This is a genomic window from Plesiomonas sp. PI-19 (genome assembly GCF_021368255.1).
In the GTDB taxonomy this organism is placed as follows: domain Bacteria; phylum Pseudomonadota; class Gammaproteobacteria; order Enterobacterales; family CAMTGL01; genus Plesiomonas; species Plesiomonas shigelloides.
On sequence record NZ_JAJNMQ010000001.1, the window covers coordinates 249,914 to 272,397 of the forward strand.

A 22,484-nucleotide genomic window follows, 5' to 3' on the forward strand; every position below is an offset into this window, starting at 1 on the left:
GAGTTGTTAAGCAATGCCAAAACGTACTGATCTTAAAAGTATTCTAATCCTGGGTGCGGGTCCGATTGTTATCGGTCAGGCGTGTGAATTTGACTATTCCGGCGCGCAGGCCTGTAAGGCGCTGCGTGAAGAGGGTTACCGCGTTATTCTGGTTAACTCCAACCCGGCGACCATCATGACTGACCCTGAAATGGCTGATGCGACTTATATCGAGCCGGTGCAGTGGCAAGTCGTGCGCAAAATCATTGAAAAAGAGCGCCCTGATGCGGTGCTGCCAACCATGGGCGGTCAGACGGCACTGAACTGTGCGCTGGATCTGGAGCGTCATGGCGTGCTGGCGGAGTTCGGGGTGGAGATGATTGGTGCAACCGCCGACGCCATTGATAAAGCCGAAGACCGCCGCCGCTTTGATCAGGCGATGAAGAAAATCGGTCTGGATACCGCGCGTTGTGGTATCGCACACTCCATGGAAGAAGCTTACGGCGTACAAGAACAAGTGGGTTTCCCGTGCATCATTCGCCCTTCATTTACGATGGGCGGCACCGGTGGCGGTATTGCTTACAACCGTGAAGAGTTCGAGGAAATCTGTACTCGTGGTCTGGACTTGTCACCAACCAACGAGCTGCTGATTGACGAATCGCTGATCGGTTGGAAAGAGTACGAGATGGAAGTGGTGCGGGATAAGAACGACAACTGCATCATCGTTTGCTCGATTGAAAACTTAGATCCGATGGGGATCCACACCGGTGACTCCATTACGGTTGCGCCGGCACAAACCCTGACCGACAAAGAATACCAACTGATGCGTAACGCCTCGATGGCGGTACTGCGTGAAATCGGCGTGGAAACCGGCGGCTCAAACGTGCAGTTTTCGGTGAACCCGAAAGATGGCCGCATGATTGTCATCGAGATGAACCCGCGTGTATCGCGCTCCTCGGCGCTGGCGTCTAAAGCCACGGGTTTCCCGATTGCCAAAGTGGCAGCCAAACTGGCAGTCGGCTACACCTTGGATGAGCTGATGAACGACATCACCGGTGGTCGCACTCCGGCGTCCTTCGAGCCGTCGATTGACTATGTCGTCACCAAGATCCCACGCTTTAACTTCGAGAAATTTGCCGGCGCCAATGACCGCCTGACCACCCAGATGAAATCGGTGGGTGAGGTGATGGCGATTGGTCGTAACCAGCAAGAGTCGCTGCAAAAAGCGTTGCGTGGTCTGGAAGTGGGTGCGACCGGTTTCGATCCGAAGGTGAATCTGGATGATGCTGACGCGCTGACGCGCATCCGCTATGAGCTGAAAGAAGCTGGCTCTGACCGCATCTGGTATCTGGCCGATGCCTTCCGTGCGGGTCTGTCAGTGGATGGCGTGCATAACCTGACCAATATCGACCGCTGGTTCTTGGTGCAAATTGAAGAGCTGGTGCGTTTGGAAGAGAAAGTGGCCGAGGTGGGCTTTGCCGGTCTGGATGCTGACTTCCTGCGCGTGCTTAAGCGTAAAGGTTTCTCCGATGCGCGTCTGGCTAAACTGGTTGGTGTGTCAGAAACTGAGCTGCGCAAACTGCGTTATCGCCATGAGATTTTCCCAGTCTACAAGCGCGTAGATACCTGCGCCGCCGAGTTTGCCACCGATACGGCGTACCTGTACTCCACCTATGATGAAGAGTGTGAGTCGAACCCAACCAACCGTGACAAGATCATGGTACTGGGCGGTGGTCCAAACCGTATCGGTCAGGGTATCGAGTTTGACTACTGCTGCGTGCACGCCTCACTGGCGCTGCGTGAAGACGGTTACGAGACCATCATGGTCAACTGTAACCCAGAAACGGTGTCCACTGACTACGACACCTCCGATCGCCTGTACTTCGAGCCAGTGACTCTGGAAGATGTACTGGAAATCGTCCGTGTTGAACAGCCAAAAGGTGTGATTGTTCAGTACGGTGGTCAAACGCCACTGAAACTGGCGCGTGCGCTGGAAGCGGCCGGGGTACCGGTAATTGGCACCAGCCCGGATGCGATTGACCGCGCCGAAGACCGTGAACGTTTCCAGCAAGCGGTAAACCGTCTGGGTCTGAAGCAGCCGAAGAACGCTACCGTGACAGCGATGGAGCAAGCGGTTGAGCAGGCTAAACAGCTGGGTTACCCGCTGGTGGTGCGCCCCTCTTATGTGCTGGGTGGCCGCGCGATGGAAATCGTGTTCGATGAAGTTGACCTGCGCCGCTACTTCACCACGGCAGTCAGTGTGTCTAACGATGCGCCAGTACTGCTGGATTGCTTCTTAGATGATGCGATTGAAGTGGATGTGGACGCCATTTGCGACGGTCAGCAAGTGCTGATTGGCGGCATCATGGAGCACATCGAGCAAGCGGGGGTGCACTCCGGTGACTCTGCCTGTTCACTGCCAGCTTACACCCTGAGCCAAGAGATTCAGGATGTGATCCGCCAGCAAGTGGAAAAACTGGCCTTCGAGCTGTGTGTTCGCGGTCTGATGAATGCCCAGTTTGCGGTGAAGAACAACGAAGTTTACTTGATTGAAGTGAACCCGCGTGCCGCGCGTACCGTGCCGTTTGTTTCCAAGGCGATTGGCGTGCCATTGGCGAAGATTGCCGCGCGTGTCATGGCCGGTCAAAGTCTGGCAGCGCAAGGTGTGACGCGCGAAGTGATCCCGCCATACTACTCCGTCAAAGAAGTGGTGCTGCCGTTTAACAAGTTCCCTGGCGTTGACCCACTGTTAGGCCCAGAAATGCGCTCTACCGGTGAGGTGATGGGCGTTGGTAACACCTTCGCCGAAGCGTTCGGTAAAGGCTTGCTGGGCGGGAACTACAAAGTGCCGCGTCAAGGACGTGCGCTGCTGTCGGTGCGTCATGGTGACAAGAAACGTGTGATTGACTTGGCGGCCAAGTTGCTGAAGTTGGGCTTTGAGCTGGATGCGACGCACGGTACCGCCGTGGTACTGGGTGAGGCGGGGATTAACCCACGTCTGGTGAATAAGGTGCACGAAGGTCGTCCGCATATTCAAGACCGCATCAAAAACGGTGAGTACACCTACATCATCAACACCGCCGAAGGTCGTCAGGCGATTGAAGACTCTAAGTTGCTGCGCCGTAGCGCCCTGCAGTACAAGGTGCACTATGACACCACTTTGAACGGTGCCTTTGCCACCGCGATGGCGATGGCAGCAGACCCAACCGCAAGCGTGATTTCGGTGCAGGAAATGCACCAGTTGGTGAAATAAGCGCGATAATCCGTACATCGCACTTATCGAAAACTTGCCGATAAGCGATGAAGAAACAAAAAGCCCGCCAAATGGCGGGCTTTTTTATGCTGCATATCAGCCGATGCGCTTTCTCGCGGCGGCGCAGTTGACCAATAATCTCACTGGTAGGCGTGCGTTTTACAGCTTGTCGCGCCTTGTTACCTCTGCTGACACTCAGTCTGGGCAGAGGATTGGTTACAATTTTGTACGCTGCCGGCAGTTGCAAGCCAGCACAGTAATGACGATGTGCTGGCATTCCAGCGGCGGAATTACTGGTTATAAATCGCCTTGTACAGCTGACCTTCAAATTTGTTCAGCCCAGCACGGCGGGTGCGGTGATCCAGCGCCGAATAGCTGGAGACAAACTGCACGAACGCTACCTGTTGGCCACTGGCGGTCCGCATGAAACCGGCCAGATTGTATACCCCTTGCAGTGCGCCCGTTTTGGCGTGTACCTGACCTTTGAGCGGCGCTTCACGCACGCTGGCACGATAGCGCAACGTGCCATCCGTACCGGAAACCGGCAGCATCGCAATGATCCCTAATTGATCGTCGTGTTTGGCGATGTACTGCAAGGTATCCATCATGGTTTGCGCTGACACCAAGTTATGGCGCGACAAACCGGAGCCATCGGCCATCACGGTGTTACCAAAACGCACCCCAGCTTGCTTGGACAAAATCGCGCGCACTGCATCAGAGCCGGCGCGGAAAGTGCCCGGCACATTAAAGTAGTGGTGACCGACGGTGCGGAACATCACATCGGCAATCTGGTTGTCCGATTCTTTGAGCATGATCTTCAGCAGCTCAGGCAGTGGTTTGGAGTTGTTTTCCGCCAGCACGGTTGGCATCGCTACCGGATCGTTACTGATTTTGGTTTGCCCGCTGATGCTGATCCCCGCGCGCGTCAGCTCTTGGCGCACAATACCGGCGGCATAGGCGGAAGGGTCTTGTACCGAGAAACTCAAGCCAAACGGCTCTTTTTGCTGCACCAAACAACCGGTGAGCACGTAACGGTTGTTATCACGTGGCTGAACATCCAACTCACAGTAGCGTGCTTCCGGCATTTTACGCGTCACCGTTTTCACTTCGCTGACCACGGTCACTGGATACCGAGAGGCTACCGAGGCAGTAGCTAGATTGCCCGGTGTCGCTGCGCTATTGAGCACGGCATAAAAGCAGTTGCCGTCAATGGAGGCGGCTGCAGGTAGGGCATTAAAGCACTGGGTCAAATCGTTCCACGACCAGCCGGGAGCCTTATCGTGGCTACCAAAAACGGAGGTATCAATCACCAGATTGCCCATCACCTGTTTGATGTTTTGCTGGGCTAAACGGTTCGCCATCAGTCGAATTTGATCGCGGGTTAGGCGCGGATCACCACTGAAACTGACCACCAGATCGCCCCACACCTTATTTTCTCGCACTTGCGCCGCGGTGCCCATCTTGGTTGGGAAACGAAAATCGGGGCCTAATTCCAGCATGGCGGCCAGCGCCGTAAAGACTTTCTGTGTACTGGCCGGTAACACCAGCTTGTCAGCCTGATAGGCCACCAGAGGCTGCGCGCCGTTAGTGGGTTGTACTAAAAGAGAAAGCTGGGTACCAGGGGGCAACGCCTGCTCATAGTCGGTAACCGGAATGACACTGGCTGCCACTGGCAGCGAGAATACACAGGCGGCCACGGCCGCAGAAGTCAAAAAACGCATGATAAACAACAGGTGAGTAGATGTACTGGCATACTATGAATAAAGCGTGAAAAAGTAAACGATGACCCATCGTTCACTCCAAGTTAGAATACAGGCTAGAATAGAAGAACAGTTTAACGGATACCAGTCCCGGCTTCACAGTCAGGGTCAGGTGTCTTTTTGCGTTTTCATACGCCTCAAGATAAAAAAACAGTTCGTTTGTAAGGGGTAATTAGCTTTATGAACCAGATTCCAATGACCGTGCGTGGTGCAGAGAAGCTGCGCGAAGAGCTCGAGTACCTGAAAAACGTGCGTCGTCCCGAAATCATTGATGCCATTGCCGAAGCCCGTGAACACGGTGATCTGAAAGAAAACGCCGAATACCACGCAGCTCGTGAACAGCAAGGTTTCTGCGAAGGTCGAATTCAAGAAATTGAAGGCAAACTGTCTAATTGCCAGATCATTGATATCACTAAGATGCCAAACAATGGCCGCGTGATCTTTGGTGCGACAGTGACCGTTTTTAACACTGACAGCGAAGAAGAGCTGACCTACCGTATCGTGGGTGATGATGAGGCTGATTTCAAACAGAACCTGATCTCAGTGAACTCGCCGATTGCACGTGGCCTGATTGGCAAAGAGCAAGACGACGTGGTGGTGATCCGCACCCCAGGTGGCGAAGTCGAGTTCGAAATTTTGAACGTGCAGTACCTCTGAGTCTGGCACTTTTCGCTACACTTACCGTTTGGGACTCGGTGTTACACTGAGGTTCGGCTGCGCCAGCACGAAGCGGGTGGCTGATACCAAGACGGTATAATAAAAAAGGCCGTTATACGGCCTTTTTGGTATCACGTACCGGAATGAAACGGTTACCCGTTGCCATGAACCGGTTTCGGTAATGTGCGGTACGGCTGGTTATTAGCGAGGCAGAACGATTTTGCGTTCTTCGCTTGGACGGAACAGAACCAGAATATTACCGATCACCTGAACTTTCAGGGCACCGGTTTCACGTACGATAGCATCAACGATCAGGGCTTTGGTTTCACGCTCTTCGGCGGCAACCTTCACTTTGATCAGCTCGTGGTGGTTCAGGGCGTTGTCGATTTCAGCCAGCACACCCTCGGTCAGGCCGTTAGCGCCAAGCAGTACCACGGGTTTCAGTGGATGGGCCAGCCCTTTGAGGTGCTGCTTTTGTTTGTTCGTGAGCGTCATGGTGCTTTTTTCACTCTTAAGGTTGAAAACGCGGCATTCTAACGCCATCTAGGGTTTATCACCAAGCGTGCGAGGCAATTCCGCGTAGTTTGTTTGCGTATTTGGATAGAATATGGTTAAGAAGAAGCGCACAGGCAGTTCATCCCGTTGGTTGGATGAACACTTCCACGATAAGTATGTACAAGAAGCGCAGAAATTGGGATTGCGTTCTCGAGCTTATTTTAAGCTTAAAGAGATCCAGCAGTCAGATAAATTATTCAAGCCTGGCATGACCATTGTGGATCTGGGTGCTGCGCCGGGAGGTTGGTCACAATATGTCGTTGATCAGATTGGTGATCAAGGGCATGTTATAGCCTGTGATATTTTGCCGATGGATCCGATTGTCGGTGTGGATTTTCTGCAGGGCGATTTTCGTGAAGAGGCGGTGCTCAATGCGCTGCTCGAGCGTACCGGTCAGGGTCAAGTCGATGTGGTGATGTCAGACATGGCGCCAAACATGAGCGGTAACTCGGTGGTAGACCAACCGCGCGCGATGTATCTGGTCGAGCTGGCTTTGGATATGTGCCGTCAGGTATTGGTACCCAAGGGAGCCTTTGTGGTCAAAGTTTTTCAAGGAGATGGATTTGACGATTACCTCAATGAAGTACGGAAAATGTTTACGACTGTAAAAATTCGTAAGCCAGACTCTTCGCGGTCCCGATCGCGAGAAGTTTACATTGTGGCTACAGGGTACAAACTGTAGTACTCTAGCTAAAGTTCACAGTCAGTTGTAATGCGAGGTTAATCCCTTGAGTGATATGGCGAAAAATCTAATTCTTTGGCTCGTCATTGCCGTCGTGCTTATGTCGGTGTTTCAGAGTTTTGGACCGAGCAAATCCAGTGACCGTCAGGTGGATTACACCGCGTTCGTGAGTGCCCTCGGCCAGAACCAGATCCGTGAAGTACGTATCGATGGTCGTGAAATTCAGTTCACCAAAACTGATGGTGCACGTTCAGTAACGTATATGCCGCTGAACGATCCTAAGCTGCTCGACGACCTGATCAATAAAAATGTGAAGGTGTTCGGTGAGCCGCCTGAGGAGCCAAGCCTGTTGGCTTCTATCTTTATTTCTTGGTTCCCGATGCTGCTGCTGATCGGCGTATGGATATTCTTCATGCGTCAAATGCAAGGCGGTGGCGGTAAAGGCGCGATGTCGTTCGGTAAGAGCCGCGCCCGTATGTTGACTGAAGATCAGGTGAAAACAACCTTTGCTGATGTTGCCGGTTGCGACGAAGCAAAAGAAGAAGTGACCGAGCTGGTGGAATACCTGCGTGATCCAAGCCGTTTCCAGAAATTGGGCGGTAAGATCCCGAAAGGCGTTCTGATGGTGGGTCCTCCAGGTACCGGTAAAACCTTGCTGGCAAAAGCCATTGCCGGTGAAGCTAAAGTGCCATTCTTCACTATCTCCGGCTCTGACTTTGTGGAAATGTTCGTGGGTGTCGGTGCCTCCCGGGTACGTGACATGTTTGAACAAGCCAAAAAAGCGGCGCCGTGCATCATCTTTATCGATGAAATCGATGCGGTAGGCCGTCAGCGTGGCGCCGGTTTAGGTGGTGGTCACGATGAGCGTGAACAAACTCTGAACCAGATGCTGGTTGAGATGGATGGTTTTGAAGGCAATGAAGGCATCATCGTTATCGCTGCGACTAACCGTCCTGATGTACTGGACCCAGCGCTGCTGCGTCCGGGCCGTTTTGACCGCCAAGTGGTGGTGGGGCTGCCAGATGTGCGTGGTCGTGAACAGATCCTGAAGGTTCACATGCGTCGCGTGCCGTTGGGTAATGATGTTAACGCTTCGCTGATTGCTCGTGGTACGCCAGGCTTCTCCGGTGCAGATTTGGCCAACCTGGTGAACGAAGCGGCGCTGTTCGCGGCGCGTGGTAACCAGCGTGTGGTGTCCATGGTTGAGTTTGAAAAAGCCAAGGACAAAATCATGATGGGTGCGGAACGCCGCTCCATGGTGATGACCGAAGATCAAAAAGAAGCGACCGCCTTCCACGAAGCGGGTCACGCCATTGTTGGTCGTATCGTGCCGGATCACGATCCGGTGTACAAAGTCAGTATCATCCCGCGTGGTCGTGCGCTGGGTGTGACCATGTACCTGCCAGAGCAAGACCGTGTGAGCCACAGCCGTCAGTATCTGGAGAGCATGATTTCCAGCCTGTACGGTGGCCGTGTGGCAGAAGAGCTGATTTACGGTGCAGATAAAGTGTCGACCGGTGCGTCTAACGACATCGAACGCGCTACTGAAATTGCCCGTAAGATGGTGACCCAGTGGGGCTTCTCCGAGAAGATGGGCCCATTGCTGTACTCTGAAGAAGATGGCGAAGTGTTCTTGGGCCGCTCCATGGCCAAAGCCAAGCACATGTCGGATGAAACCGCGCGTGCCATCGATATCGAAGTGCGTGCCATTATTGACCGTAACTACCAGCGTACGCGCCAGATCCTGTCTGAAAACATGGATTTGCTGCACAGCATGAAAGATGCGCTGATGAAGTACGAAACCATTGATGCTCCGCAGATTGATGATCTGATGGCGCGGAAATCGGATATTCGTCCGCCAGCAGGCTGGAGTGACCATGCCACTGCGGCGTCGGTTAATGAGCCAGTCGCTAGCGCACCCGTCACTGATTCGGTAGTGAGTTCAGCCGCTCAACCTGCCGCTACAGCACCAGAGCAAGCGCCAAGCGCGCAACCTGTGGCTGACACTGCGGAGCAGGCTCCAGCGCCAGCTTCAGAGAATGCAGAGAAGAAAGACGCGAATCCGTCTGACAATAAACCTGCACAGTAACTGATGTGGTAATCTTAAAACCCCGGGCTTGCCCGGGGTTTTCTATTTGTGGCCGTCTGTGCATTACCTAACGGTGAGGAGAATAACAACATGCAACTACACAGCCGTGGTCGGACGCTGGATCTGAGCCAACCGCAAATTATGGGGATTTTGAATTTCACTCCCGACTCATTTTCTGACGGTGGCCGTTTTTATGGTCAAGATAGCGCGTTGCGTCATGCCGAAGCGATGGTCAACGCCGGTGCTAGCATCATTGATATTGGCGGTGAGTCAACCCGTCCGGGCGCTGATGAGGTGAGTGAGGCCGAAGAGCTAGAGCGCGTCATTCCGTTGCTTGAACGCTTGAGTCGTGAGTTGGATGTGTGGCTGTCAGTCGATACCTATAAGCCAGCTGTGATGCGTGAAGCCTGTTTGGCGGGCGCGCATTTGATCAATGACATCAACGCGCTGCAAGCGCCCGGCGCACTGGAAGTGGCGGCAAAGGCGCAAGTGCCGATATGTATCATGCACATGCAAGGCCAGCCCCGCACAATGCAAGAGCAGCCGCACTATCAGGATGTGGTTGCTGAAGTGATGCACTTTTTAGCCGAACGCGCTATGGCATGCCAACAGGCAGGGATCGCGGCGAATAACATCATTCTCGATCCGGGATTTGGTTTTGGAAAAACCCTGGCGCATAATTACCAATTATTGAATCAGCTCGAAAAATTCCATGCACTGCACTATCCGTTGCTGGTAGGGATGTCGAGAAAGTCAATGATTGGTAAACTACTCAACAACCAAGCCGATCAGCGTCTGGCTGGTAGTCTGGCTTGTGCGCTGTTGGCGGCCCAGAAGGGCGCGCAAATTATTCGGGTACACGATGTGCAAGAAACGGCCGATGTACTGCGGGTAATGCAGGCAATGATGAATGCCCATTAAGGAAAATATTCAATGAGTAAGCGTAAGTATTTCGGCACCGACGGTATTCGCGGTACGGTAGGTCAGGCTCCTATTACTCCGGACTTTGTGTTGAAGCTGGGTTGGGCGGCAGGGAAAGTGCTGGCTCGCCACGGGTCACGTAAGGTGCTGATTGGTAAAGACACCCGCATCTCCGGTTACATGCTGGAATCTGCGCTGGAAGCGGGGCTGGCGGCAGCCGGTCTGTCTGCGGCGTTCACCGGTCCGATGCCAACACCGGCGGTAGCCTATCTGACGCGTACTTTCCGTGCGGAAGCGGGCATTGTGATCTCCGCTTCTCACAACCCGTACGATGATAACGGGATCAAGTTCTTCTCTATCGACGGGACTAAGCTGCCGGATGAAGTGGAAGAAGCTATTGAAGCTGAGATGGAAAAACCACTGACCTGCGTTTCTTCCGCTGAGCTGGGGCGCGCCAGTCGGATCACCGACGCGGCGGGTCGTTATATCGAGTTTTGCAAAAGCTGCTTCCCGAACGCGCTTAGCCTAAGTGGCTTAAAGATTGTGGTCGACTGTGCTAACGGCGCCACCTATCACATTGCACCGAACGTACTGCGTGAGCTGGGCGCTGAAGTGATCACCATCGGTTGCGAGCCTGATGGCATGAACATCAACGAAAAATGCGGCGCCACCGATACCAAAGCGCTGCAAGCGCGCGTGTTGGCTGAAAAAGCCGATGTAGGTATGGCCCTTGATGGTGATGGTGACCGTCTGATGATGGTTGATCATCTGGGTAACGTGGTTGATGGCGATCAGATCCTGTACATCATGGCGCGTGAAGCGCTGCGCAGCGGTAACCTTAAAGGCGGCGCCGTGGGCACACTGATGAGTAACATGGGGCTGGAAATTGCGCTCAAGCAACTGGGTATTCCATTCTCACGAGCCAAAGTGGGTGACCGCTATGTGCTGGAGATGATGCTGGAAAAAGGCTGGCGTCTGGGGGCGGAAAACTCCGGCCACGTGATTGCGCTGGATATGACGACCACCGGTGATGGCATTGTGGCAGGCCTACAAGTGCTGGCAGCCATGGTGGGTAATCGCATGAGCCTGAAAGATTTGACCAGCGGCATGACACTGTTCCCGCAAGTACTGGAAAACGTTCGCTTCTCTGGTAATGGCAATCCACTGGATGCCGAGGCAGTGAAAGCCGCCGTGATTGCCGTGGAAGAGAAAATGCAGGGCCGTGGCCGCGTATTGCTGCGCAAATCGGGCACTGAGCCACTGATCCGCGTGATGGTGGAAGGCGAAGATCTGGAGCAAGTGCGCCAGTACGCCAAAGCGATTGCGGCAGAAGTGCAGGCTGCCGGTTAAATCTCCGCGCTGACCATCAAAATGGCACAACTAACTGTGCCACGGTAAGCCAAGGTGGCCGTCACAGCAGGTTGTGGCGGCTGCCTGAAATTTCACCGATTGACTGTGAAAACAGAAAATTACCTTGCTTGTCAGGGGCGCTTTCGCTAGTATTCTCTCCGCTTCGTGGTTCACGGAGCGGCATGTCGCGCTGGCGGATAGTCTGACCAGCAAATGCAAAGCGTTAACAAATGGATTAGACCATGTACGAAATCTTACTCGTAGTATATTTGTTAATCGCGCTGGGGCTAATCGGCTTGGTATTAATCCAGCAGGGCAAAGGCGCGGACATGGGAGCTTCATTCGGAGCAGGTGCTTCGAACACTGTATTCGGTTCCAGTGGCTCCGGTAACTTCATGACTCGTACAACAGCAATCTTAGCCACACTGTTTTTCATTATTAGCTTGGTGCTGGGTAACATTACTCATACCCAAACCAAAGTAGGCAGTGAGTGGGAAGATTTGAGTCAACCGGCCGCTGCACAACAAAAAGCAGCAGAACAACCGGTGAAGGCTGCGGATAGCAACAACGATATCCCAACCAAATAAGCTGTAACGAATTTGCCGTGGTGGTGGAATTGGTAGACACGCTACCTTGAGGTGGTAGTGCCCATTTAGTGGCGTGCGGGTTCAAGTCCCGCCCTCGGCACCAATTACAGACCTGATAAATCTTGATTATAAGATGGTCGCCAGATAGAATATTGCACGTTTCGGACGCGGGGTGGAGCAGCTTGGTAGCTCGTCGGGCTCATAACCCGAAGGTCGTCGGTTCAAATCCGGCCCCCGCAACCAATTTCCTGAATGTATCGATGATAACAACTGTACAGATTTCATCTATACTTGCTTTCAGGGAAAGAGAAGAACAGACCGTTTATTCTTCTCGCGTCGCAATTGCGACAATCAGGGTCCAGTTGCTAAAAACCCCGATTATCTCGGGGTTTTTTGTTATCTGCAAACGGCGTCTTAGACGATGTAACTGGGCTTTAGGCCCTTTTTTTATTTCTTGGGGGTTGTCTTGGCAACGTTAGAACAGCAATTAACACAGATGCTTGAAGCTCCAGTGCAGGCGCTGGGCTATGAGTTGGTAGGCGTCGAGTTTATCCGTGCCGGCCACCATTCAACACTCCGCATCTACATTGACCATGAAAATGGGATTAATGTTGAGAACTGCGCCGAGGTGAGCCACCAAGCCAGTGCAGTACTGGATGTGGAAGATCCGATTTCCGTTGCCTATAACCTCGAAGTTTCTTCGCCGGGTCTGGATCGTCCTCTCTTTAGCGCCGCACATTACACCCGTTTTATCGGTGAAGAAGTCAGCTTTGTGCTGCGCATGGCGATTCAAAATCGTCGCAATTGGAAAGGGATCATTGCCGGCGTTGACGGCGAGATGATCACCATTACTGTTGATGGTAAGAATGAAGTGTTCGCACTGAGCAACATCCAGAAAGCGAACCTGGTACCAAAGTTTTAAGGTCTGGATGAGGCACCTGAGATGAACAAAGAGATTCTGGCTGTCGTTGAAGCCGTTTCCAACGAAAAAGCGCTGCCACGCGAGAAAATCTTCGAAGCGCTGGAAATTGCACTGGCGACTGCCACCAAGAAAAAATACGAATACGAAGTAGACGTACGCGTCTGCATCGATCGCCGCACGGGTGACTTTGACACCTTCCGCCGTTGGACCGTGGTTGAAGAAGTGACTCAACCAACGCGTGAAATGGAACTGGAAGCCGCTCGTCTGCTGGAAGAAAACCCAGCTCTGCAAGTGGGTGACTTCGTTGAAGACCAGATTGAATCTGTGACTTTCGACCGTATCACCACCCAAACCGCGAAGCAGGTTATCGTGCAGAAAGTGCGCGAAGCTGAGCGTGCGATGGTTGTGGATCAATTCCGCGAGCAAGAAGGTGAGATCATCACCGGTGTGGCCAAGAAGGTAAACCGTGACAGCATTATCCTGGATCTGGGTAACAATGCTGAAGCCATGCTGGCGCGTGAAGACATGCTGCCACGTGAAAACTTCCGTCCTGGCGACCGTATCCGTGGTGTACTGTATGCAGTACGTCCAGAAGCGCGCGGTGCGCAGCTGTTCGTGACCCGCTCCAAGCCGGAGATGCTGGTTGAGCTGTTCCGCATTGAAGTGCCTGAAATTGGCGAAGAGCTGATTGAAATCAAAGCCGCGGCCCGCGACCCAGGCTCACGAGCCAAGATTGCGGTGAAGAGCAATGACAAGCGTATTGACCCAGTGGGTGCTTGCGTGGGTATGCGTGGTGCGCGTGTTCAGGCCGTATCCGGTGAGCTGGGCGGTGAGCGTGTTGATATCGTGCTGTGGGATGATAATCCAGCGCAGTTCGTGATTAACGCCATGGCGCCAGCTGATGTAGCATCTATCGTGATGGATGAAGATTCTCACAGCATGGATATCGCCGTTGAAGCCTCTAACCTGGCTCAAGCAATTGGTCGTAATGGCCAGAACGTGCGTCTGGCTTCCCAGCTGACTGGCTGGAACCTGAATGTGATGACCGAGACCGATCTGGCGGCTAAGCACCAAGCTGAAGCGTCGGCGGCTATCGAACTGTTTACCAAGCATTTGGATGTTGATGAAGAGTTTGCCCAAGTTCTGGTGGAAGAAGGCTTCTCCACATTGGAAGAACTGGCTTACGTTCCAGTGAATGAACTGCTGGACATCGATGGTCTGGATGAAGAGATCGTTGAAGCTCTGCGTAACCGTGCCAAAGCGGCACTGACCACGCTGGCGCTGGCCAAAGAAGAGTCTCTGGACGGCGCTGAGCCGGCAGAAGACCTGCTGGCACTGCCAGGCTTAGAGCGTCAGATGGCGTTCAAACTGGCCGCTCGTGGTGTGACTACGCTGGAAGAGTTAGCCGAGCAAGGTATTGATGACCTGGCTAATATCGACGGTCTGGATGAAGATAAAGCGGGCGAGCTGATCATGGCCGCACGTAATATTTGTTGGTTTGGCAACGAAGCCTAATTAAACCGCAACAGGAAGGAGCAGCATGACTGAAGTAACCGTAAAATCTCTGGCCGAAGAAATTCAGACCCCGGTTGATCGTTTGCTGCAACAGTTTGCGAGTGCGGGCATCACTAAGAGCGCTGCCGACAGCGTCAGCCAGCAGGAAAAAGAAGCCCTGCTGGCGCATCTGAACCGTGAACATGGCGGCGATGGTGCCGCAGCGCCGAGCAAACTGACTTTGCAACGCAAAACCCGAAGCACGTTAAGTGTGCCAACGACCGGCGGTAAGAGTAAATCCGTTCAGGTTGAGGTACGTAAGAAACGTACTTATGTAAAACGTGACCCGCAGGAGCAGCAGAATGCTGACGCTCAGGCGGCAGAAGAGGCTGCCCGTTTAGCACAAGAGGAATTGGCTAAACGTGAGGCAGAAGAGTTAGCTCGCCGTGAAGCTGAAGAGGCAGCGAAACGTGCGGCAGAAGAAAAAGCTAAACGCGAAGCGGAAGAAAAAGCTAAACGAGACGCAGAGGATACAGCGAAACGTGAGGCGACGATTGCGTCCCAACGTGAAGCGGAAGATAAAGCTAAGCGTGCTGCCGAAGAGAAGGCGAAGCGCGAAGCCGAGGCCGCAGAACTGAAACGTAAAGCGGAAGAGGCTGCACGACGCAAAGCCGAAGAAAACGCAAAGCGTATGGCAGAAGAGGCTCGTAAGATGGCAGAACAGAACGAACTCACGACGGCACCCGTCGAGACGACTACCACCGAAGAAACCAGCGCCGATTATCATGTCACTACCTCACGTTATGCACGTGAAGCGGAAGACGAAGATGATCGTCGTGAAGAATCCCGCGGCCGCAGCCGTGGCGGAAAAGCAAAAGCAACCAAGAAAGGCAAAGTCTCTGAGTCTAAGGCTGAGCGCGAAGAAGCGCGTCGCGGTAAAGGCGGCAAGCTGAAGCGTAAGAGCTCTCTGCAGCAGCATGGCTTTAACAAGCCAGCACAGCCTGTGAACCGTGATGTTGTGATTGGTGAAACCATCACTGTGGGTGATCTAGCCGCGAAGATGGCGGTAAAAGGCTCCGAAGTCATCAAAGTGATGATGCGTATGGGCGCTATGGCCACCATCAACCAAGTGATTGATCAGGAAACCGCACAACTGGTTGCCGAAGAGATGGGCCACAAAGTTATCCTGCGTCGTGAAAACGAGCTGGAAGAGGCCGTCATGAATGACCGTGACACCGATGCAGTACGTGAACCACGTGCGCCGGTTGTGACCATCATGGGTCACGTTGACCACGGTAAAACCTCTTTGCTGGACTACATCCGTTCTGCCAAAGTGGCAGCCGGTGAAGCCGGTGGTATTACCCAGCATATCGGTGCTTACCACGTAGAAACCGATAACGGCATGATCACCTTCCTGGATACCCCAGGCCACGCCGCATTTACTTCAATGCGTGCACGTGGTGCGAAGGCGACCGATATCGTTGTTCTGGTGGTTGCAGCTGACGATGGCGTGATGCCACAAACTATCGAAGCTATTCAGCACGCCCGTGCTGCCGGCGTACCTCTTGTGGTCGCGGTGAACAAGATCGATAAAGATGCAGCGAACCCAGATCGCGTGAAACAAGAGCTGTCTCAATACGGCGTAATGTCCGAAGATTGGGGTGGTGATTGCCAGTTCGTTCACGTATCGGCGAAGACCGGTCAGGGCATCGATGAGCTGCTGGATGCTATCCTGCTGCAATCTGAAGTGCTGGAGCTGAAAGCTGTACGTGATGGTATGGCGAGCGGTGTCGTGATCGAATCCTATCTGGATAAGGGCCGTGGCCCAGTTGCTACCGTTCTGGTTCAAGACGGTACCCTGCATAAGGGTGACATCGTACTGTGTGGCTTTGAATATGGCCGCGTACGTGCAATGCGTGATGAGCTGGGTCGTGAGACCACCGATGCGGGTCCATCCATCCCAGTAGAAATTCTGGGTCTGTCCGGTGTGCCGGCAGCGGGTGACGAAGTGACCGTGGTGCGTGACGAGAAGAAAGCCCGTGAAGTGGCGCTGTATCGTCAAGGCAAGTTCCGTGATGTCAAACTGGCACGTCAGCAGAAAGCGAAACTGGAAAACATGTTCGCTAACATGGCTGAAGGCGACGTATCTGAGCTGAACATCGTTCTGAAAGCAGACGTTCAAGGTTCCGTAGAAGCTATCTGCGACTCCCTGATCAAGCTGTCTACCGACGAAGTGAAAGTGAAGATCGTGGGCTCCGGTGTGGGTGGTATCACCGAAACCGACGCAACTCTGGCTGCAGCATCCAACGCGATTCTGGTGGGCTTCAACGTACGTGCCGATGCGACTGCGCGCCGCGTAATTGACGCTGAAAACCTGGATCTGCGCTATTACTCAGTAATCTACCAGCTGATTGATGAAGTGAAGCAGGCCATGAGCGGCATGCTGGCTCCAGAGTTCAAGCAGGAGATCATCGGTCTGGCCGAAGTTCGTGACGTGTTCAAGTCACCGAAGATTGGTGCGATTGCCGGTTGTATGGTGACCGAGGGTACCGTGAAGCGTCATAACCCAATCCGCGTTCTGCGTGACAACGTGGTTATCTATGAAGGCGAGCTGGAATCTCTGCGCCGCTTCAAAGATGACGTTAGCGAAGTGCGTAACGGCATGGAATGTGGTATCGGCGTTAAGAACTACAACGATGTTCGCGTCGGCGACATGATCGAAGTGTACGAAATCGTTGAAGTTCAACGTACCATTGATTAAGTTGGCGGCAACAGACCTTCACCGGTCGTATTGATACACCATTGGGGGGCTTGTGCCCCCCAATCTGTCTTGGAGGATAGTACCATGGCAAAAGAGTTCAGCCGCAGTAAGCGCGTGGCGCAAGAGCTGCAAAAAGAGATCGCCGTGATTCTGCAACGTGAGGTGAAGAACCCGCAGATCGGTATGGTGACCGTATCCGGTGTGGAAGTGTCCCGCGATCTGGCGTATGCCAAGATCTTTGTTACCTTCCTGTTTGATGATCAAGATGCTATCGATAGCGGTCTGAAATCACTGCGTGAATCGACCGGTTATATCCGTACTCTGGTGGGTAAAGCGATGCGTCTGCGCATTGTGCCGGAGTTGCGCTTTGAATATGACCGCTCGCTGACCGAAGGTATGCGTATGTCTAACCTAGTGAGCAGCGTGATCCGTGACGATCAGGCGCGCCAGCAAAATGCCGCCGACGATAGCGACAACAGCGAGGAGAAGGCCTGATGTCTCGTCCACGCCGCCGCGGTCGTGATGTACACGGCATTTTGTTGCTGGATAAACCTCAAGGCATCACCTCGAACGATGCGCTGCAGAAAGTAAAACGTCTGTACAACGCCAACAAGGCCGGTCATACCGGAGCGCTGGATCCGTTGGCGACCGGCATGCTGCCGATTTGCCTAGGTGAGGCGACCAAGTTTTCCCAGTATCTGCTGGATTCTGACAAGCGCTATCGCGTGATTGCGAAACTCGGTCAGCGTACCGACACCTCCGACTCGGATGGTGAAGTGATCCAAGAGCGTCCGGTGCAGGTCACCGCAGAGCAACTGGATGAAGCCTTGACCCATTTTCGTGGCGATCTGCAGCAGATCCCGTCCATGTATTCGGCGCTGAAATACGAAGGCAAGCCGCTGTACGAATATGCTCGTCAAGGCATTGAAGTGCCGCGCGAGTCGCGTCCGATTACCGTGTACGAGCTGACGCTGATCCGCTTTGAAGGTGATGAAGTTGAGCTGGAAGTTCACTGCTCAAAAGGCACCTACATTCGCACTATCGTCGATGATCTGGGCGAGCGTTTAGGCTGTGGTGCGCATGTGATTTACCTGCGCCGTCTGGCTGTTGCCACCTATCCGATGGAGCGTATGGTGACATTGGAGCAGGTGGAAGCCTTACTGGAAAAAGCGCGCGCGGAAGACATTTCACCGAGCATCGAGTTAGACCCACTGCTGTTACCGGCCGACACCGCGGTGCAACATCTGCCACAAGTGAACATGCCGTCAGTGGTTGCCGGTTATGCCAAGCTGGGGCAGGCGGTACAAGTCAGTGGCGCGCCAGCGTCTGGTCTGGTTCGCATGACCGAAGGTGATGAGCAGGTCTTTTTTGGCCTCGGCGAAATCGATGATCAGGGCCGCGTGGCTCCGCGTCGGATGATGGTGCTGTAAGCATTGCGCAGCTGGCCGTGGGCGGAGAAATATTCGCCGTCCACTGGCGGTGTTATCTTGCTTTGCCGGTCGGCTACCGTTAGAATGCCGAGTCTTATTGCGGTGCTGAATTAGAGATCGGCGCCGCGTTTTATGAACTTAATGCTTTTAGGAGCGCACAATGTCTCTAAGCACTGAAGCTGTTGCAAAAATCGTTGCTGAATTTGGCCGTGATGAGAAAGATACTGGTTCTACCGAAGTTCAGGTAGCCCTGCTGACTGCTCAGATCAACCACCTGCAAGGTCACTTTGCTGAGCACAAAAAAGACCACCACGGTCGTCGCGGTCTGCTGCGCATGGTTTCCCAGCGTCGTAAGCTGCTGGACTACCTGAAGCGTAAAAATGCTGAGCGTTACACTGCTCTGATTGCACGTCTGGGTCTGCGTCGCTAATTATTGGCGAGATTCAGGAAAGGGGCCGCATGGCCCCTTTCTTCTATCAGCCTTACTCTCGCCAACTACTCTGGGCATAGTTCGTGTATGCCGCTATCTCACCGCGATGGCCACATTGAATAATGTATGCATGCGCGTGAGTATTCACTGTCGTGATGATCGGCAACGTGAAATTACACATGTCATGTAACCATAAAAATATGACAGAATAGTCAGTGAAGTGAGAGTCTGATACACACACCGTGATGGCTCCTTGAACGGAGCACGACAATACAGCGCATGAGTTCGCGCGGCTAACGGGAAGTTACTGGTCGACAGTGGTTTGCCGTTAGTCGCGAGAATGCGGGTATTTTCAACAATTACGGTGATAGGGCTAAGCGTAATGAGTGGTTATTCGATATACTCAGAAGCGCATTAGACAGTCGATATTTATTGGAAGGATAAACACGTGAATCCTATCGTACGTAAATTTAAGTATGGTCAGCATACCGTGACACTGGAAACCGGTGTTATGGGGCGCCAGGCCACTGCAGCCGTGATGGCTAGCATGGATGATACCTGCGTTTTCGTTACCGTTGTGGGTAAAAAAGAGACCAAACCAGGTCAAGACTTCTTCCCACTGACTGTAAACTACCAAGAGCGTACTTACGCTGCGGGTCGTATTCCAGGTGGTTTCTTCAAGCGTGAAGGCCGTCCGTCTGAAGGCGAAACCCTGACTGCACGTCTGATTGACCGTCCAATCCGTCCTCTGTTCCCGGAAGGTTTCCTGAACGAGGTACAAGTTGTGGCGACTGTGGTGTCTGTGAACCCACAAGTTAGCCCGGATATCGTGGCGATGATCGGTGCTTCTGCTGCGCTGACCCTGTCTGGTATTCCATTCAATGGCCCAATTGGTGCTGCCCGTGTCGGTTACATCAATGATCAGTATGTACTGAACCCAACGACTGCAGAGTTGGCTGAAAGCCGTCTGGATCTGGTGGTTGCCGGTACTGAAAACGCCGTTCTGATGGTTGAGTCCGAAGCGGACATCCTGACCGAAGATCAGATGCTGGGTGCGGTGGTATTTGGCCACGATCAGCAACAAGTGGTGATTGAGAACATTAAAGCGTTTGCTGCTGAAGCCAACATTCCTAAGTGGGAATGGAGCGCAGAGCCAGTGAACGAAACTCTGCAGTCTCGCATCGCGGAACTGGCAGCGGCCCGTATCACCGAAGCGTACCACATCAAAGAAAAGCAAGTACGTTACGAGCAAGTGGCAGCGATTAAAGCTGACGTGACTGCTGCGCTGCTGGCGGAAGACGAATCACTGGACGAAGGCGAAATCAGCGATCTGCTGGGCGAGCTGGAGTACCGTGTGGTACGTGACAACATCCTGAGCGGTGCGCCACGTATCGATGGTCGTGAACCAGACATGGTGCGTGCGCTGGACGTCCGTACTGGCGTGCTGCCACGTACTCACGGCTCTGCACTGTTCACCCGTGGTGAAACTCAGGCGCTGGTAACTGCGACTCTGGGTACTGAGCGTGATGCTCAGACTATCGATGAGCTGACCGGTGAGCGTACCGATCGCTTCTTGCTGCACTACAACTTCCCACCATACTCTGTGGGTGAAACCGGTATGATGGGTTCACCGAAGCGTCGCGAAATTGGCCACGGCCGTCTGGCGAAGCGTGGTGTGGCAGCGGTAATGCCAAGCGCAGCGGAATTCCCGTACACTGTACGTGTGGTATCTGAAATCACTGAATCCAACGGTTCTTCTTCCATGGCTTCCGTGTGTGGTGCTTCTCTGGCACTGATGGATGCGGGCGTACCAGTGAAAGCCTCTGTAGCGGGTATCGCTATGGGTCTGGTGAAAGAAGGCGAGCGTTTTGTAGTTCTGTCTGACATTCTGGGTGACGAAGACCACCTGGGTGACATGGACTTTAAAGTAGCCGGTACCCGTACTGGTGTGACTGCGCTGCAGATGGATATCAAGATCGAAGGTATCACCCGTGAGATCATGCAGATCGCGTTGAACCAAGCGAAGGGTGCGCGTATGCACATCCTGAACGTGATGGAAGAAGCGATCCATACTCCACGTAACGATATCTCCGAGTTCGCGCCACGTATCCACACCATCAAGATCAATCCTGAGAAGATCAAGGACGTGATCGGTAAAGGTGGTGCGGTGATCCGTGCGCTGACCGAAGAAACCGGTACCACCATCGAAATCGAAGATGACGGTACTATCAAGATTGCCTCTGCTGATGGCGATGCCGCGAAGAAAGCAATTGAGCGCATTGAGCAAATTACTGCTGATGTTGAAGTCAATCGCATTTATACTGGTAAAGTTACCCGTATTGTTGACTTCGGTGCGTTTGTCTCTGTGGTGGGTACTAAAGAAGGTCTGGTACACATCTCTCAGATTACCGATAAGCGTGTAGAGAAAGTTTCTGACTACCTGCAACTGGGTCAGGAAGTGCGCGTGAAAGTACTGGAAGTAGACCGTCAAGGTCGTATCCGTCTGAGCATCAAAGAAGCGATGGCTTCTGAAGGCGCAGAGCAACAACCTGCGGCTGAATAATACCGCTTGATGACGCGTTGCGGCCAAGATCGCACAGGCCAATCTCGTAAAAGCATCGGGGGGCCGGATGCCTCCCCGATTTTTGCGGTCAGGAGTTGGAAATGAACCCATTCTCGCGCTGGGTATGCGGTGTAATGGTGGTGTTGCTGACCGGATGTAGCAGCACAAGCTATGACTGGCGTCAGAGTGCCGTACTGGCAATACCATTGCAACCCAGCCTGCAACAGGAAGTCATGCTGGCCCGGATGGAGCAGATTCTCTCCAGTCGGGCGCTTAGTGATGGAGAACGCGCTCAGTTGCTGTATGAGCGGGGCGTGTTGTATGACAGCCTCGGTCTGCAGGCGCTGGCACGTAATGATTTCACTCAGGCTCTGGCCTTGCGTCAGGATATGCCAGAGGTTTTCAACTACCTGGGGGTATATTTTACCCAGTCAGGCCAGTATGATGCCGCCTATGAGGCGTTCGATTCAGTGCTGGAATTGGATCCTGAATATCGCTATGCCCTGTTAAACCGGGGTATAGCCTTGTACTACGGTGGCCGCTATAAGCTGGCCCAAGAAGATCTGCTCAATTTCTATCAAGATGATCCCGATGACCCGTATCGGGTGCTATGGTTATACTTGACGGAAAGCGAGTTGAACAAGGATGAGGCGCTCAAGGCGCTGCGGCAGCGTTACAACGCCGCAAGCCGTGATAATGTCGGCTGGAACATCGTTGCCCTGTACTTGGGTGATATGTCCGAAGCCGAATTTATGCGTCGTTTGCAGGATAACTCCACCGATAACACGTCTCTGGCAGAGCACCTAAGTGAAGCTTACTTCTACTTGGGCAAACGCTATCTAAGCAAGGGGGATGTCGATGGTGCGGTATCCCTTTTTAAACTGACGATGGCCAATAATGTGCATAACTTTGTCGAACACCGTTATGCCATGCTGGAACTGTCCCTGCTGGGACAAGGCGACACGTCAGAAGCCAACTAATTAAAATTTATGAGTTTTTGCCATTACCGTCCGGTAATGGCAAAGCTCGTCTTGTCATTGTGATTGCGTCA

17 protein-coding genes and 2 tRNA genes are annotated in these 22,484 nt (G+C 53.3%); 17 read left to right on the plus strand and 2 right to left on the minus strand.

The window, feature by feature from the left end; all coding sequences use genetic code 11:
- The first annotated feature begins 13 nt into the window (after positions 1-13).
- Positions 14-3,232 carry a carbamoyl-phosphate synthase large subunit gene (carB, locus tag LQ901_RS01130; RefSeq protein WP_010864609.1) on the plus strand — a complete coding sequence of 1,073 codons (3,219 nt, stop codon included), beginning with the start codon at positions 14-16 and terminating at the stop codon, positions 3,230-3,232.
- A 290-nt stretch (positions 3,233-3,522) separates the two neighbouring features.
- Here carB and dacB read toward each other — a convergent pair whose 3' ends face one another.
- Positions 3,523-4,953, minus strand: coding sequence for a serine-type D-Ala-D-Ala carboxypeptidase (gene dacB, locus LQ901_RS01135; protein WP_039045851.1), 1,431 nt, complete (start codon positions 4,951-4,953; stop codon positions 3,523-3,525).
- Between the two features lie 219 nt (positions 4,954-5,172).
- Here dacB and greA point away from each other — a divergent pair, with 219 nt between their 5' ends.
- The gene (gene greA, locus LQ901_RS01140; RefSeq protein ID WP_010864607.1) at positions 5,173-5,649 is read left to right on the plus strand and encodes a transcription elongation factor GreA; all 477 of its coding nucleotides are present in this window, start codon (positions 5,173-5,175) and stop codon (positions 5,647-5,649) included.
- Positions 5,650-5,850: 201 nt separating this feature from the next.
- On the opposite strand, the gene yhbY is transcribed toward greA, so the two are convergent.
- The gene (gene yhbY / locus LQ901_RS01145; protein ID WP_010864606.1) at positions 5,851-6,144 is read right to left on the minus strand and encodes a ribosome assembly RNA-binding protein YhbY; all 294 of its coding nucleotides are present in this window, start codon (positions 6,142-6,144) and stop codon (positions 5,851-5,853) included.
- Positions 6,145-6,256: 112 nt separating this feature from the next.
- Between yhbY and rlmE the strand changes: the two genes are divergently transcribed.
- The 15 genes from rlmE to nlpI all read left to right on the plus strand — a co-directional run bounded on the left by rlmE (position 6,257) and on the right by nlpI (position 22,413).
- On the plus strand, positions 6,257-6,886 hold the full coding sequence (rlmE, locus tag LQ901_RS01150) for a 23S rRNA (uridine(2552)-2'-O)-methyltransferase RlmE (protein WP_010864605.1): 630 nt from the start codon (positions 6,257-6,259) through the stop codon (positions 6,884-6,886).
- A gap of 46 nt (positions 6,887-6,932) precedes the next feature.
- Positions 6,933-8,975, plus strand: a complete 2,043-nt coding sequence (gene ftsH, locus LQ901_RS01155) for an ATP-dependent zinc metalloprotease FtsH (RefSeq protein WP_152135727.1) — start codon at positions 6,933-6,935, stop codon at positions 8,973-8,975.
- A gap of 90 nt (positions 8,976-9,065) precedes the next feature.
- Positions 9,066-9,896 carry a dihydropteroate synthase gene (gene folP, locus LQ901_RS01160; protein ID WP_064978179.1) on the plus strand — a complete coding sequence of 277 codons (831 nt, stop codon included), beginning with the start codon at positions 9,066-9,068 and terminating at the stop codon, positions 9,894-9,896.
- A 12-nt stretch (positions 9,897-9,908) separates the two neighbouring features.
- A complete protein-coding gene (gene glmM / locus LQ901_RS01165; protein WP_047707976.1) occupies positions 9,909-11,246 on the plus strand; it encodes a phosphoglucosamine mutase in 1,338 nt (445 codons plus the stop codon).
- Between the two features lie 242 nt (positions 11,247-11,488).
- Positions 11,489-11,833 carry a preprotein translocase subunit SecG gene (gene secG / locus LQ901_RS01170; RefSeq protein WP_010864601.1) on the plus strand — a complete coding sequence of 115 codons (345 nt, stop codon included), beginning with the start codon at positions 11,489-11,491 and terminating at the stop codon, positions 11,831-11,833.
- Positions 11,834-11,847: 14 nt separating this feature from the next.
- Positions 11,848-11,936, plus strand: a tRNA-Leu gene (locus LQ901_RS01175).
- A gap of 63 nt (positions 11,937-11,999) precedes the next feature.
- Positions 12,000-12,076, plus strand: a tRNA-Met gene (locus LQ901_RS01180).
- 223 nt (positions 12,077-12,299) lie between these two features.
- Positions 12,300-12,755 (plus strand): ribosome maturation factor RimP, encoded by a 456-nt coding sequence (rimP, locus tag LQ901_RS01185; RefSeq protein WP_071849703.1) that lies wholly within the window; start codon positions 12,300-12,302, stop codon positions 12,753-12,755.
- 21 nt (positions 12,756-12,776) lie between these two features.
- Positions 12,777-14,270, plus strand: coding sequence for a transcription termination factor NusA (nusA, locus tag LQ901_RS01190; RefSeq protein ID WP_039045855.1), 1,494 nt, complete (start codon positions 12,777-12,779; stop codon positions 14,268-14,270).
- A 25-nt stretch (positions 14,271-14,295) separates the two neighbouring features.
- On the plus strand, positions 14,296-17,010 hold the full coding sequence (infB, locus tag LQ901_RS01195; RefSeq protein WP_010864598.1) for a translation initiation factor IF-2: 2,715 nt from the start codon (positions 14,296-14,298) through the stop codon (positions 17,008-17,010).
- An 84-nt stretch (positions 17,011-17,094) separates the two neighbouring features.
- Positions 17,095-17,505, plus strand: coding sequence for a 30S ribosome-binding factor RbfA (rbfA, locus tag LQ901_RS01200; RefSeq protein WP_010864597.1), 411 nt, complete (start codon positions 17,095-17,097; stop codon positions 17,503-17,505).
- Positions 17,505-18,440 carry a tRNA pseudouridine(55) synthase TruB gene (truB, locus tag LQ901_RS01205; protein WP_039045856.1) on the plus strand — a complete coding sequence of 312 codons (936 nt, stop codon included), beginning with the start codon at positions 17,505-17,507 and terminating at the stop codon, positions 18,438-18,440. The genes rbfA and truB overlap by 1 nt, the downstream gene beginning before the upstream one ends.
- Positions 18,441-18,600: 160 nt before the next feature.
- A complete protein-coding gene (gene rpsO, locus LQ901_RS01210) occupies positions 18,601-18,870 on the plus strand; it encodes a 30S ribosomal protein S15 (protein WP_010864595.1) in 270 nt (89 codons plus the stop codon).
- 448 nt (positions 18,871-19,318) lie between these two features.
- Positions 19,319-21,433, plus strand: a complete 2,115-nt coding sequence (gene pnp, locus LQ901_RS01215; RefSeq protein ID WP_010864594.1) for a polyribonucleotide nucleotidyltransferase — start codon at positions 19,319-19,321, stop codon at positions 21,431-21,433.
- A 101-nt stretch (positions 21,434-21,534) separates the two neighbouring features.
- Positions 21,535-22,413: a lipoprotein NlpI gene (nlpI, locus tag LQ901_RS01220; RefSeq protein WP_010864593.1), complete on the plus strand. Its 879-nt coding sequence runs from the start codon at positions 21,535-21,537 to the stop codon at positions 22,411-22,413.
- Positions 22,414-22,484 lie beyond the last annotated feature (71 nt).